The organism is Streptomyces fuscichromogenes (assembly GCF_014645815.1).
Taxonomy (GTDB): domain Bacteria; phylum Actinomycetota; class Actinomycetes; order Streptomycetales; family Streptomycetaceae; genus Streptomyces; species Streptomyces fuscichromogenes.
On the sequence record NZ_BMML01000038.1, the window covers coordinates 17,858 to 38,533 of the forward strand.

The 20,676-nt window shown below is 72.6% G+C and carries 18 protein-coding genes; 10 read left to right on the forward strand and 8 right to left on the reverse strand.

Features of this window, described 5'->3' with window-relative positions; genetic code table 11:
- Positions 1-46: 46 nt before the first annotated feature.
- A complete protein-coding gene (locus IEZ11_RS45610) occupies positions 47-739 on the reverse strand; it encodes a TetR/AcrR family transcriptional regulator (RefSeq protein WP_189268983.1) in 693 nt (230 codons plus the stop codon).
- Positions 740-860: 121 nt separating this feature from the next.
- Here IEZ11_RS45610 and IEZ11_RS45615 point away from each other — a divergent pair, with 121 nt between their 5' ends.
- Entirely contained in the window at positions 861-2,075 is a 1,215-nt protein-coding gene (locus IEZ11_RS45615) for a saccharopine dehydrogenase family protein (RefSeq protein ID WP_189268984.1), read from the forward strand.
- 113 nt (positions 2,076-2,188) lie between these two features.
- Positions 2,189-2,443, forward strand: a complete 255-nt coding sequence (locus IEZ11_RS45620) for a WhiB family transcriptional regulator (RefSeq protein WP_189268985.1) — start codon at positions 2,189-2,191, stop codon at positions 2,441-2,443.
- On the opposite strand, the gene IEZ11_RS45625 is transcribed toward IEZ11_RS45620, so the two are convergent.
- The 4 genes from IEZ11_RS45625 to IEZ11_RS45640 all read right to left on the reverse strand — a co-directional run bounded on the left by IEZ11_RS45625 (position 2,436) and on the right by IEZ11_RS45640 (position 7,280).
- Complete coding sequence (locus tag IEZ11_RS45625; RefSeq protein ID WP_189268986.1) at positions 2,436-4,295, reverse strand: HAMP domain-containing sensor histidine kinase; 1,860 nt, start codon at positions 4,293-4,295, stop codon at positions 2,436-2,438. The two genes, IEZ11_RS45620 and IEZ11_RS45625, sit on opposite strands and share 8 nt — an antisense overlap.
- Positions 4,292-4,993, reverse strand: a complete 702-nt coding sequence (locus tag IEZ11_RS45630; RefSeq protein WP_189268987.1) for a response regulator transcription factor — start codon at positions 4,991-4,993, stop codon at positions 4,292-4,294. The genes IEZ11_RS45625 and IEZ11_RS45630 overlap by 4 nt, the downstream gene beginning before the upstream one ends.
- A gap of 30 nt (positions 4,994-5,023) precedes the next feature.
- Positions 5,024-5,767: a hypothetical protein gene (locus IEZ11_RS45635; protein ID WP_189268988.1), complete on the reverse strand. Its 744-nt coding sequence runs from the start codon at positions 5,765-5,767 to the stop codon at positions 5,024-5,026.
- A 109-nt stretch (positions 5,768-5,876) separates the two neighbouring features.
- Positions 5,877-7,280 carry a M1 family metallopeptidase gene (locus IEZ11_RS45640; protein ID WP_189268989.1) on the reverse strand — a complete coding sequence of 468 codons (1,404 nt, stop codon included), beginning with the start codon at positions 7,278-7,280 and terminating at the stop codon, positions 5,877-5,879.
- Positions 7,281-7,448: 168 nt separating this feature from the next.
- Between IEZ11_RS45640 and IEZ11_RS45645 the strand changes: the two genes are divergently transcribed.
- Entirely contained in the window at positions 7,449-7,796 is a 348-nt protein-coding gene (locus IEZ11_RS45645) for a DUF488 domain-containing protein (protein ID WP_189268990.1), read from the forward strand.
- Between the two features lie 111 nt (positions 7,797-7,907).
- On the opposite strand, the gene IEZ11_RS45650 is transcribed toward IEZ11_RS45645, so the two are convergent.
- Together IEZ11_RS45650 and IEZ11_RS45655 are read right to left on the reverse strand one after the other, a co-directional pair.
- The gene (locus IEZ11_RS45650) at positions 7,908-9,581 is read right to left on the reverse strand and encodes an FAD-binding dehydrogenase (RefSeq protein ID WP_189269032.1); all 1,674 of its coding nucleotides are present in this window, start codon (positions 9,579-9,581) and stop codon (positions 7,908-7,910) included.
- Between the two features lie 17 nt (positions 9,582-9,598).
- The gene (locus IEZ11_RS45655; RefSeq protein WP_189268991.1) at positions 9,599-10,255 is read right to left on the reverse strand and encodes a TetR/AcrR family transcriptional regulator; all 657 of its coding nucleotides are present in this window, start codon (positions 10,253-10,255) and stop codon (positions 9,599-9,601) included.
- Between the two features lie 120 nt (positions 10,256-10,375).
- Here IEZ11_RS45655 and IEZ11_RS45660 point away from each other — a divergent pair, with 120 nt between their 5' ends.
- From IEZ11_RS45660 to IEZ11_RS45670, 3 genes are all read left to right on the forward strand, one after another.
- Entirely contained in the window at positions 10,376-11,002 is a 627-nt protein-coding gene (locus tag IEZ11_RS45660; RefSeq protein WP_189268992.1) for an alpha-ketoglutarate-dependent dioxygenase AlkB, read from the forward strand.
- Between the two features lie 86 nt (positions 11,003-11,088).
- Positions 11,089-11,841, forward strand: coding sequence for an MBL fold metallo-hydrolase (locus tag IEZ11_RS45665; protein ID WP_189268993.1), 753 nt, complete (start codon positions 11,089-11,091; stop codon positions 11,839-11,841).
- A 10-nt stretch (positions 11,842-11,851) separates the two neighbouring features.
- Positions 11,852-13,087, forward strand: a complete 1,236-nt coding sequence (locus IEZ11_RS45670; protein WP_189268994.1) for a DUF4032 domain-containing protein — start codon at positions 11,852-11,854, stop codon at positions 13,085-13,087.
- Between the two features lie 22 nt (positions 13,088-13,109).
- Here the strand turns inward: IEZ11_RS45670 and IEZ11_RS45675 are convergent, their stop codons facing one another.
- On the reverse strand, positions 13,110-13,979 hold the full coding sequence (locus tag IEZ11_RS45675; RefSeq protein WP_189268995.1) for a universal stress protein: 870 nt from the start codon (positions 13,977-13,979) through the stop codon (positions 13,110-13,112).
- Positions 13,980-14,168: 189 nt separating this feature from the next.
- Here IEZ11_RS45675 and IEZ11_RS45680 point away from each other — a divergent pair, with 189 nt between their 5' ends.
- The 4 genes from IEZ11_RS45680 (at position 14,169) to IEZ11_RS45695 (ending at position 20,659) form a co-directional block, all read left to right on the forward strand.
- Positions 14,169-15,845, forward strand: coding sequence for an NAD(P)/FAD-dependent oxidoreductase (locus tag IEZ11_RS45680; protein WP_189268996.1), 1,677 nt, complete (start codon positions 14,169-14,171; stop codon positions 15,843-15,845).
- Positions 15,842-17,320 carry an ATP-binding protein gene (locus tag IEZ11_RS45685; protein ID WP_189268997.1) on the forward strand — a complete coding sequence of 493 codons (1,479 nt, stop codon included), beginning with the start codon at positions 15,842-15,844 and terminating at the stop codon, positions 17,318-17,320. The genes IEZ11_RS45680 and IEZ11_RS45685 overlap by 4 nt, the downstream gene beginning before the upstream one ends.
- Positions 17,317-17,670, forward strand: a complete 354-nt coding sequence (locus IEZ11_RS45690; RefSeq protein WP_189268998.1) for a UBP-type zinc finger domain-containing protein — start codon at positions 17,317-17,319, stop codon at positions 17,668-17,670. Before IEZ11_RS45685 ends, IEZ11_RS45690 begins: the two co-directional genes overlap by 4 nt.
- 118 nt (positions 17,671-17,788) lie before the next feature.
- On the forward strand, positions 17,789-20,659 hold the full coding sequence (locus IEZ11_RS45695) for a helix-turn-helix transcriptional regulator (RefSeq protein ID WP_189268999.1): 2,871 nt from the start codon (positions 17,789-17,791) through the stop codon (positions 20,657-20,659).
- Positions 20,660-20,676: the final 17 nt, after the last annotated feature.

Genomic DNA, 20,676 nt, shown 5'->3' on the forward strand with positions numbered 1-20,676 from the left:
CGCGCAGTTCCCCGCGCCCCTGACGGGGCGCTTCGGGCCAGGGCGTTCACAGGGATCGTTCCGCACTGTCCAGGAGCATCTCCAGTGCCGTCGGATAGGCGCTCGTCACCATGCGCTTCGCCAGTAGTCGCGACGCCTCCGCGATGCGTGGGTGCGTCGTGTGCGGGAGGCGGGCGTAGGTCGAGCTCCACTTGTCCTCGTCGGCGCGCTGGGAGTCCTTCGGGAGGGCCAGGGAGGCCGCGTCCAGGGCCGCGAAGGCCAGGGTCTGGTCGATGAAGGCGTGGTAGACGCGCACCGTGTCGGCCAGCGAGAAGCCCGCCGTGCGCAGGATGTCCAGGACCGCCTCGTCGGCGGCGAGTTCGTGGGCCCGGCCGGTCACCCGGTTCGTCGTCAGCAGTGCCGCCTGCGGGTGGGCCACGTACTGCGCGTGGACGCGCAGGCCGATCGTCCGCAGGTCCGCCTTCCACTCCCCCGTCGGCGTCCAGCCGGTCAGCGCCTCGCCGATGAGCGCGTCACCGATCGCGAGGGTCAGGTCGTCCATGCCCCGGAAGTAGCGGTAGAGGGTGCTGGGGTCGCAGTCGAGGGCGAGGCCCAGGCGGCGGGCGGTCAGGCCCGCGCTGCCGTGCTCGCGCAGCAGCCGGAGCGCGGCCGCGACGATCAGCGCCTCCGACAGCACGGTTCCGCTGCGGGTGGGGCGCCGCCGACGGCGCTTATCCTCCGATATGACCGGTTTGGGCATCAGGTGCTCCCTGGCGTTCTTATGCCAACGCCATTGACCTTACGTGACGGCCAGGCGTTTCATTCCGGCCAAGGCGCCCCCGTACTCGACCTCGCTCTCTGTCCCAGAAGGAGATTCCCGCATGCGCGTACTGCTCGTGGGAGCCGGTGGTGTGGGCACTGCCGTCACCCGGATCGCGGCCCGTCGGCCGTTCTTCGACCTGATGGTGGTCGCCGACTACGACCCGGCCCGCGCCGAGGCGACGGTGGCGGCCGTCGGCGACCCCCGGTTCCGTGCCGAGCGCGTCGACGCCGGTGACGAGGCGGCGGTGGCCGCGCTGCTGGCCCGGCACGGCTGCGACGTGCTGTTCAACGCCACCGACCCGCGCTTCGTCATGCCCCTGTTCCGGGCCGCCCGGACGGCCGGCGCGAGCTACCTCGACATGGCGATGTCGCTGTCCCGCCCGCACCCCGAGCGGCCCTACGAGGAGTGCGGGGTCAAGCTGGGCGACGAGCAGTTCGCACTGGCCGCGGAGTGGGAGAAGGCGGGTGCGCTGGCACTGGTCGGGATGGGGGTGGAGCCCGGGTTGTCGGACGTGTTCGCCCGGTACGCGGCCGACGAGCTCTTCGACGAGATCGAGGAGATCGGCATCCGCGACGGCGCCGACCTCACCGTGGACGGCTACGACTTCGCGCCCTCCTTCAGCATCTGGACCACCATCGAGGAGTGCCTCAACCCGCCCGTCGTGTACGAGAAGGAGCGCGGCTGGTTCACCACCGCCCCCTTCAGCGAGCCCGAGGTGTTCGACTTCCCGGACGGGATCGGACCGGTCGAGTGCGTCAACGTCGAGCACGAGGAGGTGCTGCTCGTGCCCCGCTGGGTGGACGCGCGACGGGTCACCTTCAAGTACGGCCTGGGGCGCGAGTTCATCGAGACGCTGAAGACGCTGCATCTGCTGGGCCTGGACAGCACCACCCCGGTGACCGTGTCCGGCGCCGACGGTCCGGTCGCGGTCTCGCCCCGGGACGTGGTCGCCGCCTCGCTGCCCGACCCGGCGACACTGGGCGAGCGGATGCGCGGCAGGACCTGCGCGGGCACCTGGGTGCGCGGGGTGAAGGACGGGCAGCCGCGGGAGGTGTATCTCTATCACGTTGTCGACAACGAGTGGTCCATGGCGGAGTACGGTTGTCAGGCCGTGGTGTGGCAGACGGCCCTCAACCCGGTCGTCGCCCTCGAACTCCTGGCCACCGGCGGGTGGTCGGGGTCGGGCGTCCTCGGTCCGGAGGCGTTCCCGGCCCGCCCGTTCCTCGACCTGCTGACCGAATACGGCTCCCCCTGGGGTCTGCGCGAGCAGTGACTGCCCGTGGATCCAGCGGGACTCGGCCGTTTCAGCCGCGCCCGGACCGGTGACCCGGAGCCGGGCAGCGCACACACCCACGGCAGAGCCGACTTGGATCGCAGGTGACTTCGATGAATGACTGGCGAGACCACGCCGAGTGCCGCGACGAGGACCCCGACCTCTTCTTCCCGATCGGCACCACCGGCCCGTCGCTGCATCAGACCCGGCGCGCGAAAGCGGTCTGCGAGCGCTGTCCGGTGCAGGAGCCGTGCCTGGGCTGGGCGATGCAGTCCGGGCAGGCCGTCGGCGTCTGGGGCGGCACCACCGAGGCGGAGCGCCGGCTGCTGGCCCGGCGCCGGCAGCGGGCCGCGCGCCGGCTCAGCTGACGTCGGCCGGGGCCGCCGCGGCCGGCAGCCGCAGCGTGAACTCGGCGCCCTTGCCGGGTTCGCTGCGCACCCCGGCGGTGCCGTCGTGGGCCGCCAGCAGGTGGCGCACGATGGGCAGCCCGAGGCCGCTGCCTCCGGTGCGGCGGCTGCGGGACTTCTCCGCGCGCCAGAACCGCTCGAAGACGTGCGGGAGATCGTCGGCGGCGATCCCCGGGCCGGTGTCGGTGACGGTGAGGACGACGACGTCGCCGTCACGGCGGACGGCGAGTGTCACCGTGCCGTCGGCGGGGGTGTGCCGGATGGCGTTGGAGACCAGGTTGCCGAGGGCCTGCCGCATCCGCACCGGGTCGGCGTCGAGCCAGACGGTGCCGTCGGTGTCGGTCAGCAGGGTGACTCCGGCCGCGTCGGCGGCGACCCGGTGGGCGGCGGCGGACTGGTCGATCAGGTCGGCGGCGCGCACCGGTTCGCGGTGCACGCGCAGGGTGCCGGCGTCGGCGGCGGCCAGGTCCTGGAGGTCGTCGATGATCCGCTGGAGGATCAGCGCCTCCTCGTGCAGGGAGGCCAGCAGCGCCGGATCGGGGTCGACGAGGCCGTCCCGGGTGACCTCAAGCCAGCCGCGGATGTTGGTGAGCGGGCTGCGCAGTTCGTGCGCGATGTCGCTGACCATCGCCTTGCGCTGCTCCTCGAGACGTTCCCGGCGCTCGGTGAGGTCGTTGAACGCCTCGGCCAGCAGCCCGGTCTCGTCCCGGGTCCGTACCGGTGCCCGGACATGCAGTTCGGGCGGCTGCTGCGCGGCGGCCGTGAGCGCGCGCAGCGGCCGTACCAGACGCATGGCGACGACGGCGGTGACGGCGACCGTGACGGCGAGGACCAGGCCGGCCGCGCCGACGATCCTGGCCTTGTTGGTCGGGGACATGTCGAAGCGGGGTGCGGTCTGGTCGCCGATGCCGAGGAAGAGTTCGGCGGCCGGGGCGACATACGGTTCGAGCTGGGTGCGCCGGGCACTGGTGACGCAGTTCTTCGCGACCTGGTCCGTCTTCAGCTCGCCCCCCTTCTTGGTGACGAGGAACCCGCCCGAGACCGGGTTGCGTCCCGTGGTGTCGTAGGTCAGGGAGAGCGAGCCGCCGAGGTCCATGGCCTTGGCCCGGAGGCAGGGGCGGGTCAGCACCGTCAGCGCGTCGAGGGCCTTGGTCTCGGTGGGGGTCGGGTAGTCCAGCGCGTCCCTCGTCCCCGCGGTCGACTCGCCGTAGACGTTGCCGCACGCCACCCTGAGGTCCAGGGGAGCGCCCCGGGCGTCGTCGACGACGACGTGCGGCCGGCCGCTGGGGATGTGCTGGACGGTGGCCGAGATGCCCATCCGGCCGAAGCACTCCCGCTGCTTCTCCGCGACCACGTCCAGCTTCCTGCTTTCGGCCGCGGTGAGCCGGAACGGGCCGACCGCACGCGGGTCGATGCCGCTGAGCTGGGCGCCGAACTCGGTGTAGGTGTCGGTGTGCAGGGGGTCCACGGCGGCGGCCGGCCGCGGCGGCAGCGGGGTGTCGTGCAGCGCCGAGTCGGCGATCGGCGTGCGGTCGGCGGTGGTCAGCGCGATCCTGCGGCCGGTCTTCGCGGCCAGTTCCCGCACGGTGTGCCGCACCCCGGACCAGTCGGGGTGGTCCGCCGCGTACCCGCTGAGCTCGGCGAGGATCTTGTTGTCGGCGGCGAGGTCCTGCCCCTGCTCCTCCTCCAGCGCGCTGGTGGTGGTCGTCACGGCGAGCCAGGCGGTGGCGGCCACGGAGCAGACGGCGATCAGCACCGAGGTGAACAGCAGCCGGACCAGCAGCCGTTTGCGCCACGGTATCCGGGGCCTCACGGCCGCCCGCCGCTCAGCTTGTAGCCGACCCCGAACACGGTCACCAGCCGCACCGGCCGCCGGGGATCGGCCTCGATCTTCCGGCGCAGGTTCATCACATGGACGTCGACGGCCCGTTCGGTGGAGGACCGGTCGAAGCCGCGGGTGCACTGGAGCAACTGCCGCCGGGTGAACACCCGGTCGGGTTCCCCGGCCATCGCGAGCAGGATCTGGAACTCGGCCGGGGTCACCTCCACCGGTTCCCCGTCGCAGCGCACCGCATGGCGCACCGGGTCGACGCTGATCCCGGCGGCGATCACGGCGGGTTCCTCCTCCCGGACGGCGGCGGCCCGCCCGCTCCGCCGCAGGATGGTCCGGATCCGCGCCATCAGCTCGCGCGGGCTGTACGGCTTGGTCATGTAGTCGTCGGCGCCCAACTCCAGGCCGAGCAGCACGTCGTCCTCGTCGGAGCGGGCCGTGAGCATCAGCACCGGGATCTCCGGGTCGCCGCCGCGCAGCACCCGGCAGACGCCGAAGCCGTCGATCACCGGGAGCATCAGGTCGAGGACGACCAGGTCGGGGCCGAGCCGCCGGGCCGCGTCGAGCGCCGCGGCCCCGTCGTGGACCACGGTCGCGCTGTGCCCCTCGGCGAGCAGCGATCTCCGGATCAGCTCGGCCTGCATCTCGTCGTCCTCGGCGACCAGCACATGTGCGCACACAGGTTCGGATCCTAAGCGAGTTCCGGCGGTCTACCGGGCGAGCCACTCGCCGTACCCCATGACGACGACCGGATGCCGGTCCGGGTCGAGGGTGCGCAGCAGCTCCTTCATGTGCGCCTTGGCGACGCTGACGCAGGCGTGCGTGGGACCGCCGTGGTCGACGTGCAGCCAGATGCCGCCACCGCGGCCCGCGCCCAGCGGGCGCGTCCAGTCGAGCGGTGAAGTACCCGGCTCACGGTTGTAGTTGATCGCGACGACGTAGTCGAAGGAGCCTTCCAGCGGCTCGCCCTCGAACCCGGTGCCCGGCGAGGTGAAACTGTAGGACTGGTGGTACGGCAGTCTGCTCCCGGGGTCGGCGAGCAGGCCGCCGGCGTCGGTGAGCCCATAGACGCCCACGGGCGAGCGCAGGTCCCCGGCCATGTGGTGCTCGCTCCAGCCGTCCCTGCCGTTGTGCGCGGGCCAACTGGCGCCGGACTGCCATACGTCGTCGTCGCGTTCGTGGAGGACGACGGTGGAGAGCGGCGAGTTCCGGCCCCGCCCGGTGGCGACGACGACCTGCTCCGCCCGCCCGGGTATCGCGGCCGTGGTCCTGGGCCCGAGCCCGGGTATGCCGCTCGGCCGCGGGCTGCCGCTCTCGGGTGCGGGGGATGCCGTCACCGGCACCGGCCGGTCGTCCTGCGACCGGCTCGGCGCGGCCTCGGCGCCGCCCCCGCACCCGGAGAGCAGGAGGGGGGAGGCGGAGAGAAGGGCGACGGCGGTTCTGCGATGGATCATGAGACAGACCCTGACCGACGCTTGTAAGAAACTCGTCAGCTTTCAGCGCCCCTTTGGGGGCGCGGGGAACTGCGCGACCAGCCCCCATGCCCCCGCACCCGAAGAACTGCTACGGCTTGCCCTTCTTGTACAGCCACGTCTGGAACAGGGAGCCGAGATCGTTCCCCGACTCCTTCTCGGCGAGCTTCACGAACTCCGCGGTGGTCCCGTGCCCGTACCGGTGCTCCGAGGCCCAAGCCCGGAGAATCCGGAAGAACGTCGCGTCCCCGACCGCCTTCCGCAGCTCGTGCAGCGCCATCGCGCCCCGCGCGTACACCGGCTCGCCGAAGATGTTCGCCCCGCTGCCCGGGTCCCCCGGCGGGTACGCCCACAGCTCGTCGCTCGCCGGCTTCGCGTACAGCGCGTCGAAGGTCCTCTGCGCGCTGTCGCCCCCGTGCTGTTCGCTGTACAGCCACTCGGCATACGTGGCGAAGCCCTCGTTGAGCCAGATGTCCTTCCACGCGGTGAGGGAGACGGAGTCGCCGAACCACTGGTGGGCGTTCTCGTGCACGAGCGTGCTCAGGTCCGGCGCCGAGTCGTAGATCGGCCGGCCCTGTGTCTCCAGCGCGTATCCGACGCTCGGCGCGTGGTCGACGATGGACCCGGCGGAGCGGAACGGGTACGGCCCGAACAGCTTGCTCTCCCACTCCAGCACCGACGGCAGCTTCTTCAGCACCGCCGCCGACCCGCTCGCCTCGCGCGGGTCGACCGCGTTGTACACCTTGATCCCGTCCCGGGTGGTGTACTGCTGCACCTTGAACTTGCCGACGGTGGCGGTGGCGAGGTAGGCGGCCATCGGCTCGCTCTGCCGCCACCGGAAGGTCGTGCGGCCGCCGGAGGTGTGCTGCCCGAGGAGGACGCCGTTGGCGACGGCGGTACGGCCCTTGGGCACGGTGATCGTGAAGTCGTACGACGACTTGTCCTTGGGATGGCTGTTCCCCGGGAACCAGGTCATCGCGCCCTGCGGCTCCCCGGCGACGAACGCGCCGTCGTCGGTGCGGATCCAGCCGTCGGCCGAGCCGTCGGGGTCGGTGACCTGCTTGGGCGTGCCGTCGTACAGCACGGTGACCCGGAAGGCCCGGCCCTTCGCCAGCGCCCGCGCCGGCGTGACCACGAGTTCCTGTCCGCTGCGGCTGAAACGCGCGGTCCGGCCGTCGACGGTCACCCGGGTGACCTTCAGTCCGCTGAGGTCGAGGTCGAAGCGGGTGAGCCTCTCGGTGGCGCGGGCGGTGAGGACCGCCTTGCCGTCGAGGTGCCGGGAGGAGGTGTCGTAGCTGAGCGTCAGGTCGTAGTGGCTGACGTGGTAGCCGCCGTTGCCGCTGAGCGGGAAGTAGGGGTCGCCCGCGCCCGCGCTGCCCACGGTGCTCGCCGAGGCCGTTCCGGCGCCGGCGAGAAGGGCCGCAACGGCGACCGGGACGGTGGCGAGGACGGCCTCGCGGCGAAGGACTGCGGTACGTCTGCGTGCGCCCTGCACAGGAACTCCTTGGGGGGGGTGGCCGGTGATCAATAGCCCTACAGCCTAGGTGCGCGGGTGTCCGCGTTTCCCCCTCATTCTGGTCAAGCCGTGCCGCGTCGGCAGCCTGTGGCGCGGAGCCCCGCATACGCTCACGGCACCGTCAGCGAGCCGAGAGGTGTGTCGACCGTGAGCGTGCGCGTCCGCAGGATCTACCAGTCACCGGAGCCGGAGGACGGGGTGCGCGTCCTGGTGGACCGGCTGTGGCCGCGCGGGCTGTCCAAGGAGGTCGCGCACGTGGACGAGTGGCCGAAGGGGCTGACGCCGTCGGACGAGCTGCGCCGCTGGTTCCACGCCGGCGGGACGTACGAGGAGTTCACGCGTCGCTACGAGGCGGAGCTGGCCGCTCCCGCGGCCGCCGACCTCCTCGACGGCCTGCGGACGTCGGTGCGCGAGGGACCGGTGACCCTGCTCACCGCGTCCAAGACCCCGGACGAGAGCCACGCCACGGTCCTGGCGCGACTCCTGTCCGGCTGAGCGCTCCGCTGGCAGTACCGCACTGTGCCGTCTGTCGACTGCGGCGCTGTCGTGGCTGGTCGCGCAGTTCCGCGCGCCCCTTGCGGGGCGCTGCCGAACCCCCTTGCCCGGTCAGGCTGTCTGTTCGGCCGCCGCCCGGCCCGCCGCCCGGCCCGAGAACAGGCAGCCGCCGAGGAAGGTGCCCTCCAGCGCGTTGTAGCCGTGCACTCCGCCGCCGCCGAAGCCGGCCACCTCGCCGGCCGCGTAGAGCCCGCCGATCGGCTGCCCGTCGGCGCCGAGGGCACGGGAGTCCAGGTCGGTCTGGATGCCGCCGAGGGTCTTGCGGGTGAGGACGTGCAGCTTGACGCCGATCAGCGGTCCGGCGGCCGGGTCGAGGATGCGGTGCGGGGTGGCGACCCGGCCCAGCCGGTCGCCGATGTAGCGGCGGGCGTTGTGGATGCCCTGGACCTGGGAGTCCTTGCTGTAGGAGTTGTTGATCTGCAGGTCGCGGGCGACGATCTGGCGGCGCACCTCGGCCGCGTCCAGGAGCGCCTTGTCGGTGAGGCCGTTCATCTTCTCGACGAGCTGGTCCAGGGAGTTCGCGGTGACGAAGTCCGCGCCGTTGTCGAGGAAGGCCTGCACCGGGCCGGGCGCGCCCTTGCCGAGCAGCCGGTCGCGCAGCACGGCCTTGCGGTCCCTGGCGGTGATGTCGGGGTTCTGCTCGGAGCCGGAGAGCGCGAACTCCTTCTCGACGATCTTCCGGGTGAGGACGAACCAGGAGTGGTCGTGTCCGGCGATGTCCTCGGTGGTGCGCAGGTGCCTGAGGGTGCTGAGGGTGTCGTAGCCCGGCAGGCAGGGGTCGGGCAGCCGGCGGCCGAGGGCGTCCAGCCAGATCGAGGACGGGCCGGGCAGGATGCGGATGCCGTGGCCGGGCCAGACGGGGTTCCAGTTCTGGATGCCCTCGGTGTAGTGCCACATGCGGTCGCGGTTGACCAGGCGGACGCCGGCCTCGGCACTGATGTCGAGCATGCGGCCGTCCACGTAGGCGGGGACGCCGGTGACCATCTCGGCGGGGGGCGTGCCGAGGCGCTCGGGCCAGTAGCGGCGGACGATGTCGTGGTTGGCGCCGATGCCGCCGGTGGTGACGACGACGGCCTGGGCGGTGAGTTCGAAGTCGCCGATGCGCTCGCGGTTGGAGGCGACGCCGCGCGGTGAGTCGTCGGGGGCGAGGACGGTGCCGCGTACGCCGCGCGCCGCGCCGTCCTCGATGACGAGTTCGTCGACCTGGTGGCGGTGGTGGAAGGTGAGCAGTCCGTCGCGGGCGGCCTGCTTGGCGTACCGGGCGAAGGGCTCGACCACGCCGGTGCCGGTGCCCCAGGCGACATGGAAGCGCGGGACGGAGTTTCCGTGCCCGTCGGCGCGCAGGTCGCCGCGCTCGGCCCAGCCGACGGTCGGCAGCAGGCTGATGCCGTGGCTCTGCAGCCAGGGCCGCTTCTCCCCGGCCGCGAACTCGACATAGGCCCGCGCCCAGCGCACCGCCCAGGAGTCCTCGTCGTCCTTGCGGTCGAACTGGGCGCTGCCCTGCCAGTCGTTCCAGGCCAGGTCGAGGGAGTCCTTGATGCCGAGGCGGCGCTGTTCGGGCGAGTCGACGAGGAAGAGCCCGCCGAAGGACCAGAACGCCTGGCCGCCGAGGTTGGCGGCGTTCTCCTGGTCGACCAGGGCGACGCGCCTGCCCCTGCTGGTGAGTTCGTGCGCCGCGACCAGGCCGGCGAGGCCGGCTCCGACGACGATGACGTCCGCGTCCATGGCGACTTCTGCCCTTCTCATACGGGGTGGGTGGTGCCGTTCGTTCGTGCGGGGTGGGCGCTGCCGTCGGTCAGCAGCGCGGTGAGCAGTTGCCCCAGCCAGGCCCGGGCCCGGTCCACGTCCCGGTCCAGCAGCAGCTGGACGGTGACCCCGTCGTAGGCGGCGACCACGGCGTGCGCGGCGCCGTCGACGTCGCCGAGCACGGCGGGGATCGGGGTGTGGCCGCGGGCCCGCAGCAGCCGGTCGGCGATGGCCTGGCGGAGCCGGGTGCGGTGGTCGAGGAGGAGCCCGGCGACACCCGGGTCCCGGGCGGCGTGCACCAGGAAGTCGGTCTTCACCAGCAGCCAGTCCACGTCGAGGAGGAGTACGTCGGTGACCCGGTCCACGGAGGCCGGTACGTCCAGGTCGGGTCCGTCGCCGGCGAGGGCGTCGGCGACCTGCCGGGCGATGAGGTCGGCGCGCTCCCGGTAGAGGGCGAAGAACAGCTCGTCGAGGGTGGCGAAGTTGGAGTAGAAGGCGCCCCGGCTGAACCCGGCGGCCTCGCACACCTCCTCGATGGAGACCCGTCCGAAGCCCTTGGCGGCGAACACGGTGAAGGCGGCGGCGAGCAGCCGGGCACGGGTCTGCCCCCGTCGCCGGGTCACGCGCTGGGGCGCGTCGCCGTTCGCTGTCATGTACCGGCCTCCGTTCGATACACGAATGTATCGGATACACCAACGTATCGAAAGGGCCCCGACGGCCCGTCGGAGGAAAACGAAGGGAACATATTTTCGATTACGGAGTACGCTGGAGCCATGGCCACGCACCTCCAGGGCTCCCTGTTCGACCAGACCGACGAGCTGCGGCTCGGCAGCCTCGACGGCATCGGCCGGACCGTGCTGGGCTCCGGCGCCTGGATCGACGTGCTGCCCGGCTGGCTGAGCGGCGCGGACACGCTGTTCGAACAGCTGGCGGCCGACGTGCCCTGGCACGCCGAGCGCCGCACGATGTACGACCACGTCGTGGCCGTACCGCGCCTGCTCGCCTTCTACGACGCCACCGACCCGCTCCCCCACCCCGTCCTCGCCGAGGCCCGCGAGGCGCTCACCCGGCACTACGCGGACGAGCTCGGCGAGCCGTTCGCCACGGCCGGGCTCTGCCACTACCGCGACGGCCGGGACAGCGTGGCGTGGCACGGCGACCGGATCGGCCGGGGTGCGCGCGAGGACACCATGGTCGCCATCCTCTCCGTGGGCGCGCCCCGTGACCTGCTGCTGCGCCCGCTGCACGGCGGCCCCTCGGTCCGGCGCCCGCTCGGCCACGGCGACCTGATCGTGATGGGCGGCTCCTGCCAGCGGACCTGGGAGCACTGCGTACCGAAGACCACCCGGGCCGCCGGACCGCGGATCAGCATCCAGTTCCGGCCACCCGGGGTGCGCTGACCAGGGCCCTCGCCAACCGGCCGCCCGCTCCATGTGGTTGGCTGTCCTCGGTTTCGAACTGCACCAACGGGCTGGCCGGAGAGATCATGCAGGCTGAGGTACACGAAGTCGGCAAGGGCACCTACCTGGTGCACGGACACCACACCAACTGGGTGATCCTGAAGGACGGCGACGCCGTCACGCTGGTGGACACCGGCTACCCCGGGGACCGGGAGGGGCTGCTCGGCTCCCTCGCGGAGGTGGGCAGCTCGCCGGAGGCGGTCACGGCCGTCCTGATCACACACGCCCACAACGACCACCTCGGCTCGGCCGAGTACCTGCGCGACACCCACGACGTCCCGGTCTATCTGCACGAGGCCGAAGTACCGCACGCCCGGCGGGACTTCCTCCAGCAGGTGGCCGTGGGCGACGTGCTGAAGAACGCCTGGCGGCCGGGTGTGGTGCCGTGGCTGGTGCACGTCATACGGGTCGGCGGCACCGAGCAGCACCCGGTCACCGCGCCCGAGGCGTTCCCGGTCGCCGAGGGCAGCCCTCTCGACCTCCCGGGCCGGCCGGTCCCGGTGCACACCCCGGGCCACACCGACGGGCACACCGTCTACCACCTGCCCGACGCCGGCATCGTGATCTCCGGGGACGCCCTGGTCAGCGGCCACCGCACCTCGCGGATCCAGGGCCCGCAGCTGCTGCCCGACATGTTCCACCACGAGCGCGCCCGCGCGGTGGCCTCGCTCGACCTCATCGGGGCACTCGACGCCGACGCCCTGCTGCCCGGGCACGGGCCGCTGCACCGGGGATCCGTGCAGGCGGCCGCCCAGCAGGCCCGCGAGCGCGCGGTCTAAAGTTCGGGCCATGGCATTGCAGATCAGCGCCACCAACCCGGAGCACCCCGCGCTCCTGCTCGAACTCCCCTGGGACGTTCCGCTGGAGGAGTGGCCCGAGGACTACCTCGTGCCGCTCCCCCGCGGCATCTCCCGGCACGTGGTGCGCTACGCCCGCGCCGGCGACGAGGTCATCGCGGTGAAGGAGCTCGCGGAGCGCCCGGCGCTGCGCGAGTACGAGCTGCTGCGCGACCTGGACCGGCTCACGATCCCCGCGGTCGACCCGCTCGCCGTGATCACGGGCCGTACCGACGCGCAGGGCGCCCCGCTGGAGTCGGTGCTGGTCACCCGGCACCTGGGCGGCTCGATGCCGTACCGCTCGATGTTCGAGACGACCATGCGGCCGGCCACCATGCACCGCCTCATGGACGCCCTGGCGGTGCTGCTGGTGCGCCTGCACCTGGCCGGGTTCGCGTGGGGCGACTGCTCGCTGTCCAACACCCTGTTCCGCCGGGACGCGGGCGCGTACGCGGCGTACCTGGTGGACGCCGAGACCGGCGACCTGCATCCGCAGCTGAGCAACGGGCAGCGGGAGTACGACCTCGACCTGGCCCGGGTGAACATCAGCGGGGAGCTGCTCGACCTGGAGGCGTCGGGGGCGCTGCACCCGTCGCTGGACCCGATCGAGTTCGGGTTCGAGATCTGCACCCGGTACGGCGAGCTGTGGGAGGAGCTGACCCGGACCTCGGTGTATCCGGCCGGCAAGTACCAGTACATCGAGCGCCGGATCCGGCGCCTCAACGACCTCGGTTTCGACGTGGCCGAGATGCAGATCGAGCACTCCTTGGACGGCGACTCGGTCACCTTCGTGCCGAAGGTCGTCGACGCCGGCCACCACCAGCGCCAGCTGCTGCGGCTGACCGGCCTGGACGCCGAGGAGAACCAGGCCCGGCGGCTGCTCAACGACCTGGAGAGCTGGATGGCCACCCAGGACGACTACGCCCCGGGCGATCCGCTCGCCGCCCGCCCCGAGGTACTGGCCCACCGGTGGGTGCGGGACGTCTTCCGCCCCACCGTGCGTGCCGTACCGCTGGAGCTGCGCGGTGCGATGGATCCGGCCGAGATCTACCACGAGCTGCTGGAGCACCGCTGGTACCTGTCCGAGCACGCACAGCACGACATAGGCCTGGACAAGGCGGTCGAGGACTACATCGAGAACGTGCTGCCCAGGGCACGGGAGACGCTGGAGCCGGTCACCCCGGAGTGAACCGGGGCGCGCGGAGCGCGGGTCAGTCGTGCGGGACCACGGCCACCGGGCAGTCGGCGTGGTGCAGCACCCCGTGCGCGACCGACCCGATGCGGGCGCCGACGGCGGTGCGGTGAGCGCGCCGCCCGACGACCATCAGCTGGGCGTGTCCCGCCACTGACAGCAGCACCTGCGCGGCGCTGCCCATCTCCACCTGCTCGGCGACCGGCACGTCCGGGAACCGCTCGCGCAGCGGCCGTACCGCCTCGGCCAGCGCCTTCCTCTCGAAGGGCGCCATGCCTCCGGACTCGTCCAGCAGTTTCAGCGAACCCGGGCTGTAGGCGAAGACCGGCGGCAGGGTCCAGGCACGCACCACCCGGACCGTAGCGCCCCGGGCCGCCGCCGTCTCGAACGCGAACTTAAGCGCGGCCGCGCTGTCCTGCGCACCGCCCTGCTGCCCGACGACGACCTCCCGCCCGGCGGCCTCGGCGGCGGGCCGGTCCCCGGCGCGCACCAGGACCACGGGCCGGGCGGCCTCGGCGATCACCTGCTGGCCGACGGATCCCAGCAGGAACCCGACGACCCTCCCGTGCCCGCGCGAGCCCAGCGCCAGCAGCTCGGCGCCGGCGGCCGCCGCCAGGAGCACCTCGACCGGGCCGCCCTCGACCACGTCGACGCTCACCGCGAGGTCGGGACACCGGGCGGTGACGGCCCGCACCGCCGCGGTCACCCCGTCCGACACCCAGGCGCGCTGGGTCTCCCGGTCCCCGCCGGCCGCCTCGTGCGCCTCGTGGCGCCAGGCGTGCACCACCCGCAGCGGCAGCCGCCGGCGCACCGCCTCCCGCGCCGCCCAGTCGAGAGCGGCGTGGCTCTCCTCCGTACCGTCGACCCCTGCCGTGATCGGGCGTGTCATGCTCCGGCCTCCTCGTCGGTTCCCGCGTCCGAGTGATCAGTCTTCCGCACCGACGGGTGCCCGCCGTGCACCCTCGTACAAGAGCAAAGGCGGGCGATCGAACATACGATGGGCGGGAACCGGTACGGCGGTCGCGCTCCTCGCGGGGCCGGCCGTGCCGCGGAACCAACGGCTCGGGGTGGGAGACGTATGGCACAGGCTGCCGACGCAGCACGGACCGTCATCATGACCGTGGACGACGACCCCGGGGTGTCCCGTGCCGTCGCCCGGGACCTGCGGCGCCGCTACGGCGCGTCGTACCGGATCGTGCGCGCGGAGTCCGGGGACTCGGCGCTGGAGGCGCTGCGGGAGCTGAAGCTGCGCGGCGATCTGGTGGCGGTGATCCTGGCCGACTACCGGATGCCGCAGATGAACGGCATCGAGTTCCTGGAACAGGCCCTGGACGTGTACCCGGGCGCACGGCGGGTGCTGCTGACCGCGTACGCGGACACCAACGCGGCGATCGACGCGATCAACGTCGTCGATCTGGACCACTATCTGCTCAAGCCCTGGGATCCCCCGGAGGAGAAGCTCTACCCGGTCCTCGACGACCTCCTGGACGCGTGGCGGGCCAGCGACTACCGGCCGGTGCCGGCCACCAAGGTGGTCGGGCACCGCTGGTCGGCCCGGTCGTCGGAGGTGCGCGAGTTCCTCGCCCGCAACCAGGTGCCCTACCGCTGGTACTCGGTCGAGGAGCCCGAGGGGCAGCGGCTGCTGGCGGCCGCCGGGTCCGACGGGGAGCGGCTGCCGCTGGTGGTCACCCCGGACGGCACGCCCCTGGTGGAGCCGGAGGCCCCGGAGCTGGCCGCGCACGTGGGGCTCGCGACGACACCGACGGCGGACTTCTACGACCTGGTGGTGATCGGCGGCGGCCCGGCGGGGCTCGGCGCGGCGGTGTACGGGGCGTCGGAGGGGCTGCGGACCGTGCTCGTGGAGCGGTCGGCGACCGGCGGGCAGGCCGGGCAGAGCTCGCGGATCGAGAACTACCTGGGTTTCCCGGACGGTGTGTCGGGTGCCCAGCTCACGGAGCGGGCCCGGCGGCAGGCCGCCAAGTTCGGCGCGGAGATCCTGACCGCCCGCGAGGTCATGGGCCTGGAGATCAACGGGGCCGCGCGGGTGGTGCGGTTCACGGACGGCTCGGCGGTCGCGGCGCACAGCGTGATCCTGGCGACCGGCGTGCAGTACCGGCAGTTGGAGGCCGACGGCTGTTTCGACCTGACCGGCTGCGGGGTGTACTACGGCTCCGCGCTCACCGAGGCGACCTCCTGCCAGGGCCAGGACGTGTACATCGTCGGCGGCGCCAACTCGGCGGGCCAGGCGGCGATGTACCTGTCCCGGTTCGCCAAGTCGGTGACCCTGCTGGTACGCGCGGCCGACCTGTCGGCGTCGATGTCCTACTACCTGATCCAGCAGATCAACGAGGCCCCGAACATCGCCGTGCGCAGCCACACCGTCGTGGACGCCGCGCACGGCGCCCAGCGTCTGGAGCGGCTGACCCTGCGCCATGTGCAGAGCGGGGACCGGGAACAGGTCGACGCCCAGTGGATGTTCGTGTTCATCGGGGCGGCACCGCTGACCGACTGGCTCGGTGACACGGTGCTGCGCGACGGACGCGGGTTCATCCTGGCCGGGCCCGACCTGACCGTCGACGGACGGGCACCGGCGGGCTGGGAGCTGGACCGGCCGCCGTACCACCTGGAGACCAGCATTCCCGGCGTGTTCGTGGCGGGCGACGCACGCGCCGAGTCCGCCAAGCGTGTCGCGTCGGCCGTCGGAGAAGGAGCCATGGCAGTGATGCTCGTCCATCGGTATCTGGAGCAGTCATGAGCGGGCAGCTGATGCCGTGCAGCCCGCGGGAGGTCGGCGCGCTGTTCCTGTTCGAGAAGCTGGAGCCGGAGCAGCTGGGACGGCTCTGCAAGGCGGGCCGGGTGGAACTGTTCCAGCCCGGACCGGTCTACGCCGAAGGTGACCCGGCGACCTGCTTCTACGTGATGATCGAGGGCACGGTGGTGCTCTCCCGCCGGGTCGCCGGCGACGATGTCGAGGTCACCCGGACCTCGCAGACCGGGGTGTACGCGGGCGCCATGCAGGCGTACCTCGGGGACCGGGTGCGGCAGGCCTACAACAACTCGATGCGGGTGACGGAGCCGACGCGGTTCTTCGTGCTGCCGGCGGACACGTTCTCGGACATCATGCAGGACTGGTTCCCGATGGCCGTGCACCTGCTGGAGGGCCTGTTCTGGGGTTCGAAGAGCACCCAGGCGGCGATCGGACAGCGTGAACGGCTGCTGGCGCTCGGCTCGTTGTCCGCCGGGCTCACCCATGAGCTCAACAACCCGGCCGCGGCGGCCGTGCGGGCCACGTCGACGCTGCGCGAGCGGGTGGCGAAGATGCGTCACAAGCTCGCGGTGATCGCCGGAGGGCCGTACTCGCGCGAGCAGTTGGCGGGCCTGATCGAGATCCAGGAGCGCACGGCGGAGCGGGTCGCCAAGGCGTCGACGCTCAGTCCGCTGGAGGCCGCCGACCGCGAGGACGCGCTCACCGACTGGCTGGAGGACCACGGCATCGACCACGGCTGGGAGCTCGCGCCGACCTTCGTACAGGCCGGGCTGGACGTCGACTGGCTGGAGCAGGTCGCCGCCGCGGTCGACGAGGAGATCCTGCCGAACTCGGTCGGCTGGCTCAACTACACCATCGAGACCGAGCTGTTGATGAACGAGATCGAGGACTCGACCGCCCGTATCTCGAACCTCGTCGACGCGGCCAAGCAGTACAGCCAGCTGGACCGGGCGCCGTTCCGGGAGGTGGATGTGCACGAACTCCTCGACAGCACGCTGCTGATGCTGTCCGGGAAGATCGGGCAGGACATCCGGGTGGTCAAGGAGTACGACCGTACGGTCCCCCCGGTGCCCGCGTACCCCGCCGAGCTCAACCAGGTGTGGACCAACCTCATCGACAACGCGGTCTGCGCGATGAAGGACGGTGGCGGCGAGGGCGGCGGACACGGCACGCTGACCGTGCGGACCGCGCTCGACCACGAGCGGCTGCTGGTCGAGTTCCGGGACACCGGAGGCGGGATCGCGCCGGAGATCAAGGACCGGATCTTCGACCCGTTCTTCACGACCAAGCCCGTGGGGCAGGGCACGGGTCTCGGTCTGGACATCTCGTGGCGGATCGTCGTGAACAAGCATCACGGCAGCATGCGGGTGGAGTCGGAGCCCGGCGACACCCGGTTCCAGGTACTGCTTCCGCTGACCGCCGAGGCGCCTGAGGAATCCGAGACATCTGTGGAGGCAGTATGAGTGGCGACACCTCGATCGACCCGGAAGTTCCGCCGAGCGGTTCCGGGTGTGTGGAGTGCGACGCGGCGGGCGGCTGGTGGTTCCATCTGCGGCGGTGCACGCAGTGCGGGCACGTCGGGTGCTGCGACGACTCGCCGTCGAAGCACGCGACGGCGCACTTCCGCGAGACCGGGCATCCGGTGATCCGCAGCTACGAGCCCCGCGAGGGGTGGTTCTGGAACTTCGAGACGGAGGAACTCTTCGAGGCCGGGCCGGAGTTGGCGCCGCCGGTGAGTCATCCGGAGGACCAGTCGGTGCCGGGTCCTGCGGAGCGGGTGCCGGAGGACTGGGCGCGGGTTCTGCGGGGCTGAGGGTCTGGGGGGGGGTGGGGCTCTGTGATGTCGGCGGCTGCGGCTCGGCGGTGGCTGGTCGCGCAGTTCCCCGCGCCCCTACGGGGTTTCGCCTCGCGTTTCTTGCAAGGATGAGGGTGTGTCGCAGAGATCTTTTGGCAGCCCTCTGATCGGGCGGGACGACGAACTGGGCCGCCTTGCTTCGGTGCTGGAGCGTGCCCGGCACGGCAGTGGGCAGGCCGTGCTGGTCGCCGGGGACGCGGGGGTCGGGAAGACCCGGCTGCTCGACGAGGTCGCTGCCCGGGCGAGTGCGGGCGGGGCCACCGTCGTCGTCGGGCACTGTGTCGATCTCGGGGACGTGGGGCTGCCGTACCTGCCGTTCACCGAGATCCTCGGGGTACTGGCCGCCGACGGACGGTACGCGCAGGTCCTCGCCGCGCATCCCGTCGTGGACCGGCTGCTCGGCGCCGCCCCGGACTCCTCGCGCGGCGCCGACGCACGGCTGCGGCTCTTCGAAGGGGTCGCCGGGCTGTTCGCCGATCTGGCGACTGCCGCACCGCTGCTGCTGATCCTCGAAGACCTGCACTGGGCCGACCAGTCGTCGCGCGACCTGTTGCGGTTCCTGCTGAGCCGGGGGGTGCTGCCCCGGCGGCTCGCCGTGCTGGCCTCCTATCGCGCCGACGATCTGCACCGGCGGCACCCGCTGCGGCCGCTGCTCGCCGAGTTGGTGCGGCTGCCCGGGGTGGAGCGGCTGGAGGTGCGGCGGCTGGCCGATGCCGAGGTGGTGCGGCTGGTGCGGGCGCTGGAGGAGCGGCCGTTGGCGGAGGCGACGGTGCGGGACATCGTCGAGCGGGCCGAGGGCAACGCCTTCTACACCGAGGAGCTGGTGGCCGCCGCCGACGCGGACGGGATGCCCACCGGACTCGCCGACCTGCTGCTCATCCGGGTCGAGCAGTTGTCGGAGACGGCCCAGCAGGTGCTGCGGACGGCCGCGGTGGCCGGGCGCCGGGTGGGTCACGATCTGCTGCGGGACGCGGCCGGGCTGCCGGAGGAGGAGCTGGAGTCGGCGTTGCGGGAGGCCGTGGGGCGCCAGCTGCTCGTCGCCGGGGACAGCGAGACCTACGCCTTCCGGCATGCCCTCGCCCGTGAGGCGGTCTACGGCGATCTGCTGCCCGGGCAGCGGTCGCGGCTGCACGGCAGGTACGCCAGGCTGCTCGCCGCGCGCGGGGGCGGGGCGCGGACGGCGGCCGAACGGGCGTACCACTACCGGGAGAGCCACGATCTGCCCGAGGCGCTGACCGCGTCCGTGGAGGCCGCGGACCATGCCCGGCGGATGGGTGCCCCGGCGGAGGAGCTGCGGCATCTGGAGACGGCCCTGGACCTGTGGCCGGCCGTGCCGTGCGAGGCCAGGCCCGACGGCGAGGGACTTGACCCGGTGGCCTTGACGCTGCGGGCGTCGGCGGCGGCCGTGCACTCGGGGGACGCGCACCGGGCGGTGTCCCTGACCCGGGCCGCGCTGGCCGGCACCGGCCAGGACGCCGATCCCGAACTCGCCGCCCGGGTGCGCTACACGCTCGCCGGGAACCTGATGACCGTCGACAACCTGGCCGCCGCGTTCGCCTACAGCAGCGAGGCGCTCGCGATGATCCCGGCCGAACCCCCGTCCCGGACCTGGGTGTGGGCGGCGGCCACCCATGTCATGGCGGCCCGGCAGATCGGCGACGACGCCACGGCGCTGCGGGTCGCGCGGCAGGCCCTGGAGGTCGCCGAGCGGATCGGCGCCACCGCCGCCCGGGCCGACCTGCTGATCTCCCTGGCCCGCCTCGAAGGCGGTGGCCGCCGTACCCGGGAGGGACGGGAACGGCTGCGGGAGGCGCGGGAGCTGGCCCGGTCGGCCGGGGACACGCCGGTGGAGATGCGGGCGCTGTTCAGCCTGGCGATCGGCTGCTTCGAGTCGGGCGAGCTGCGGGAGTGCCTGCCGTGGCTCACCGAGGGACTCGACCGGGCCCGGCGTTCGGGGCTGCTGTCCTCGCCCCATGCCCTGGAGATGCGGTATCTGCGGCTGCTGGTGCTCTACACGCTGGGGCAGTGGGACGAGTGTGTGCGGGTCGCCCGCGCGGACCCGGCGCCCGGTTTCGCCGAGGGGCCCGTCCTGTACATCGCGCTGGCCCGGGGCGAGCCGGCTGTCGTGGCGCGGGCGAGGGCGCTGCTCGGGGAGCCGTTCGACTGGATGGGCACGTTCGTCGGGGGGATCGCGCTGACCGACGCGGCCGCGTTGCGGGGTGATCCGGAGGAGGCCGTGGCGCGGGCGCGGGACGCGGTCGCGGCGCTCACCGACGAGTCGGGGCGGGCGCCGCATGTGACGGTCCGGCTCGCGGCGCTCGCGCTGGCGGCGGTCGCGGACGGGGCGGCGACCGAACGGCACGGCGACGCGGGCGCGGACCGCCGGCGCGCTGCCGCCGCTGAACTGCTGGAGCTGGCCCGGACCGCGGCCGCGGGGCAGGGGCCGGAGGGACAGGCCTGGCTGGCGCGTGCCGAGGCGGAGTGGTCCCGTGCCGGTTCCGGGCCGGACCCGGCGGCCTGGGAGAAGGCGGTGGCCGCGTTCGGGTACGGGGACGTGTACGAGGCGGCCCGGGTGCGGCTGCGGTACGCCGAGGCGCTGGCGTCCGTCGGCCGGAACGCGGAGGCCGAGGGGCAGGCGCGGGCGGTCCGCGAGACGGCGGTGGCGCTGGGGGCCGTGCCGCTGCGGGAGCGCGCGGACGCGTTGCTGCGCCGGTCGGCACAGGCCTCGGTCCCGCCGCTGACCGCACGCGAGCAGGAGGTGCTGCGGCTGCTGGCGCTGGGCCGCAGCAACCGGCAGATCGGCGAGGAGCTGTACATCACCGGCAAGACGGCGAGCGTCCATGTCTCCAACATCCTCGCCAAGCTGGGTGCGGCGAGCCGTACGGAGGCGGTGGCGATCGCCTACCGGGAACGCCTGATCACCCCCGAGCCGACGGCCCGGGGGTGAGCGGACGCAGGTGGCTC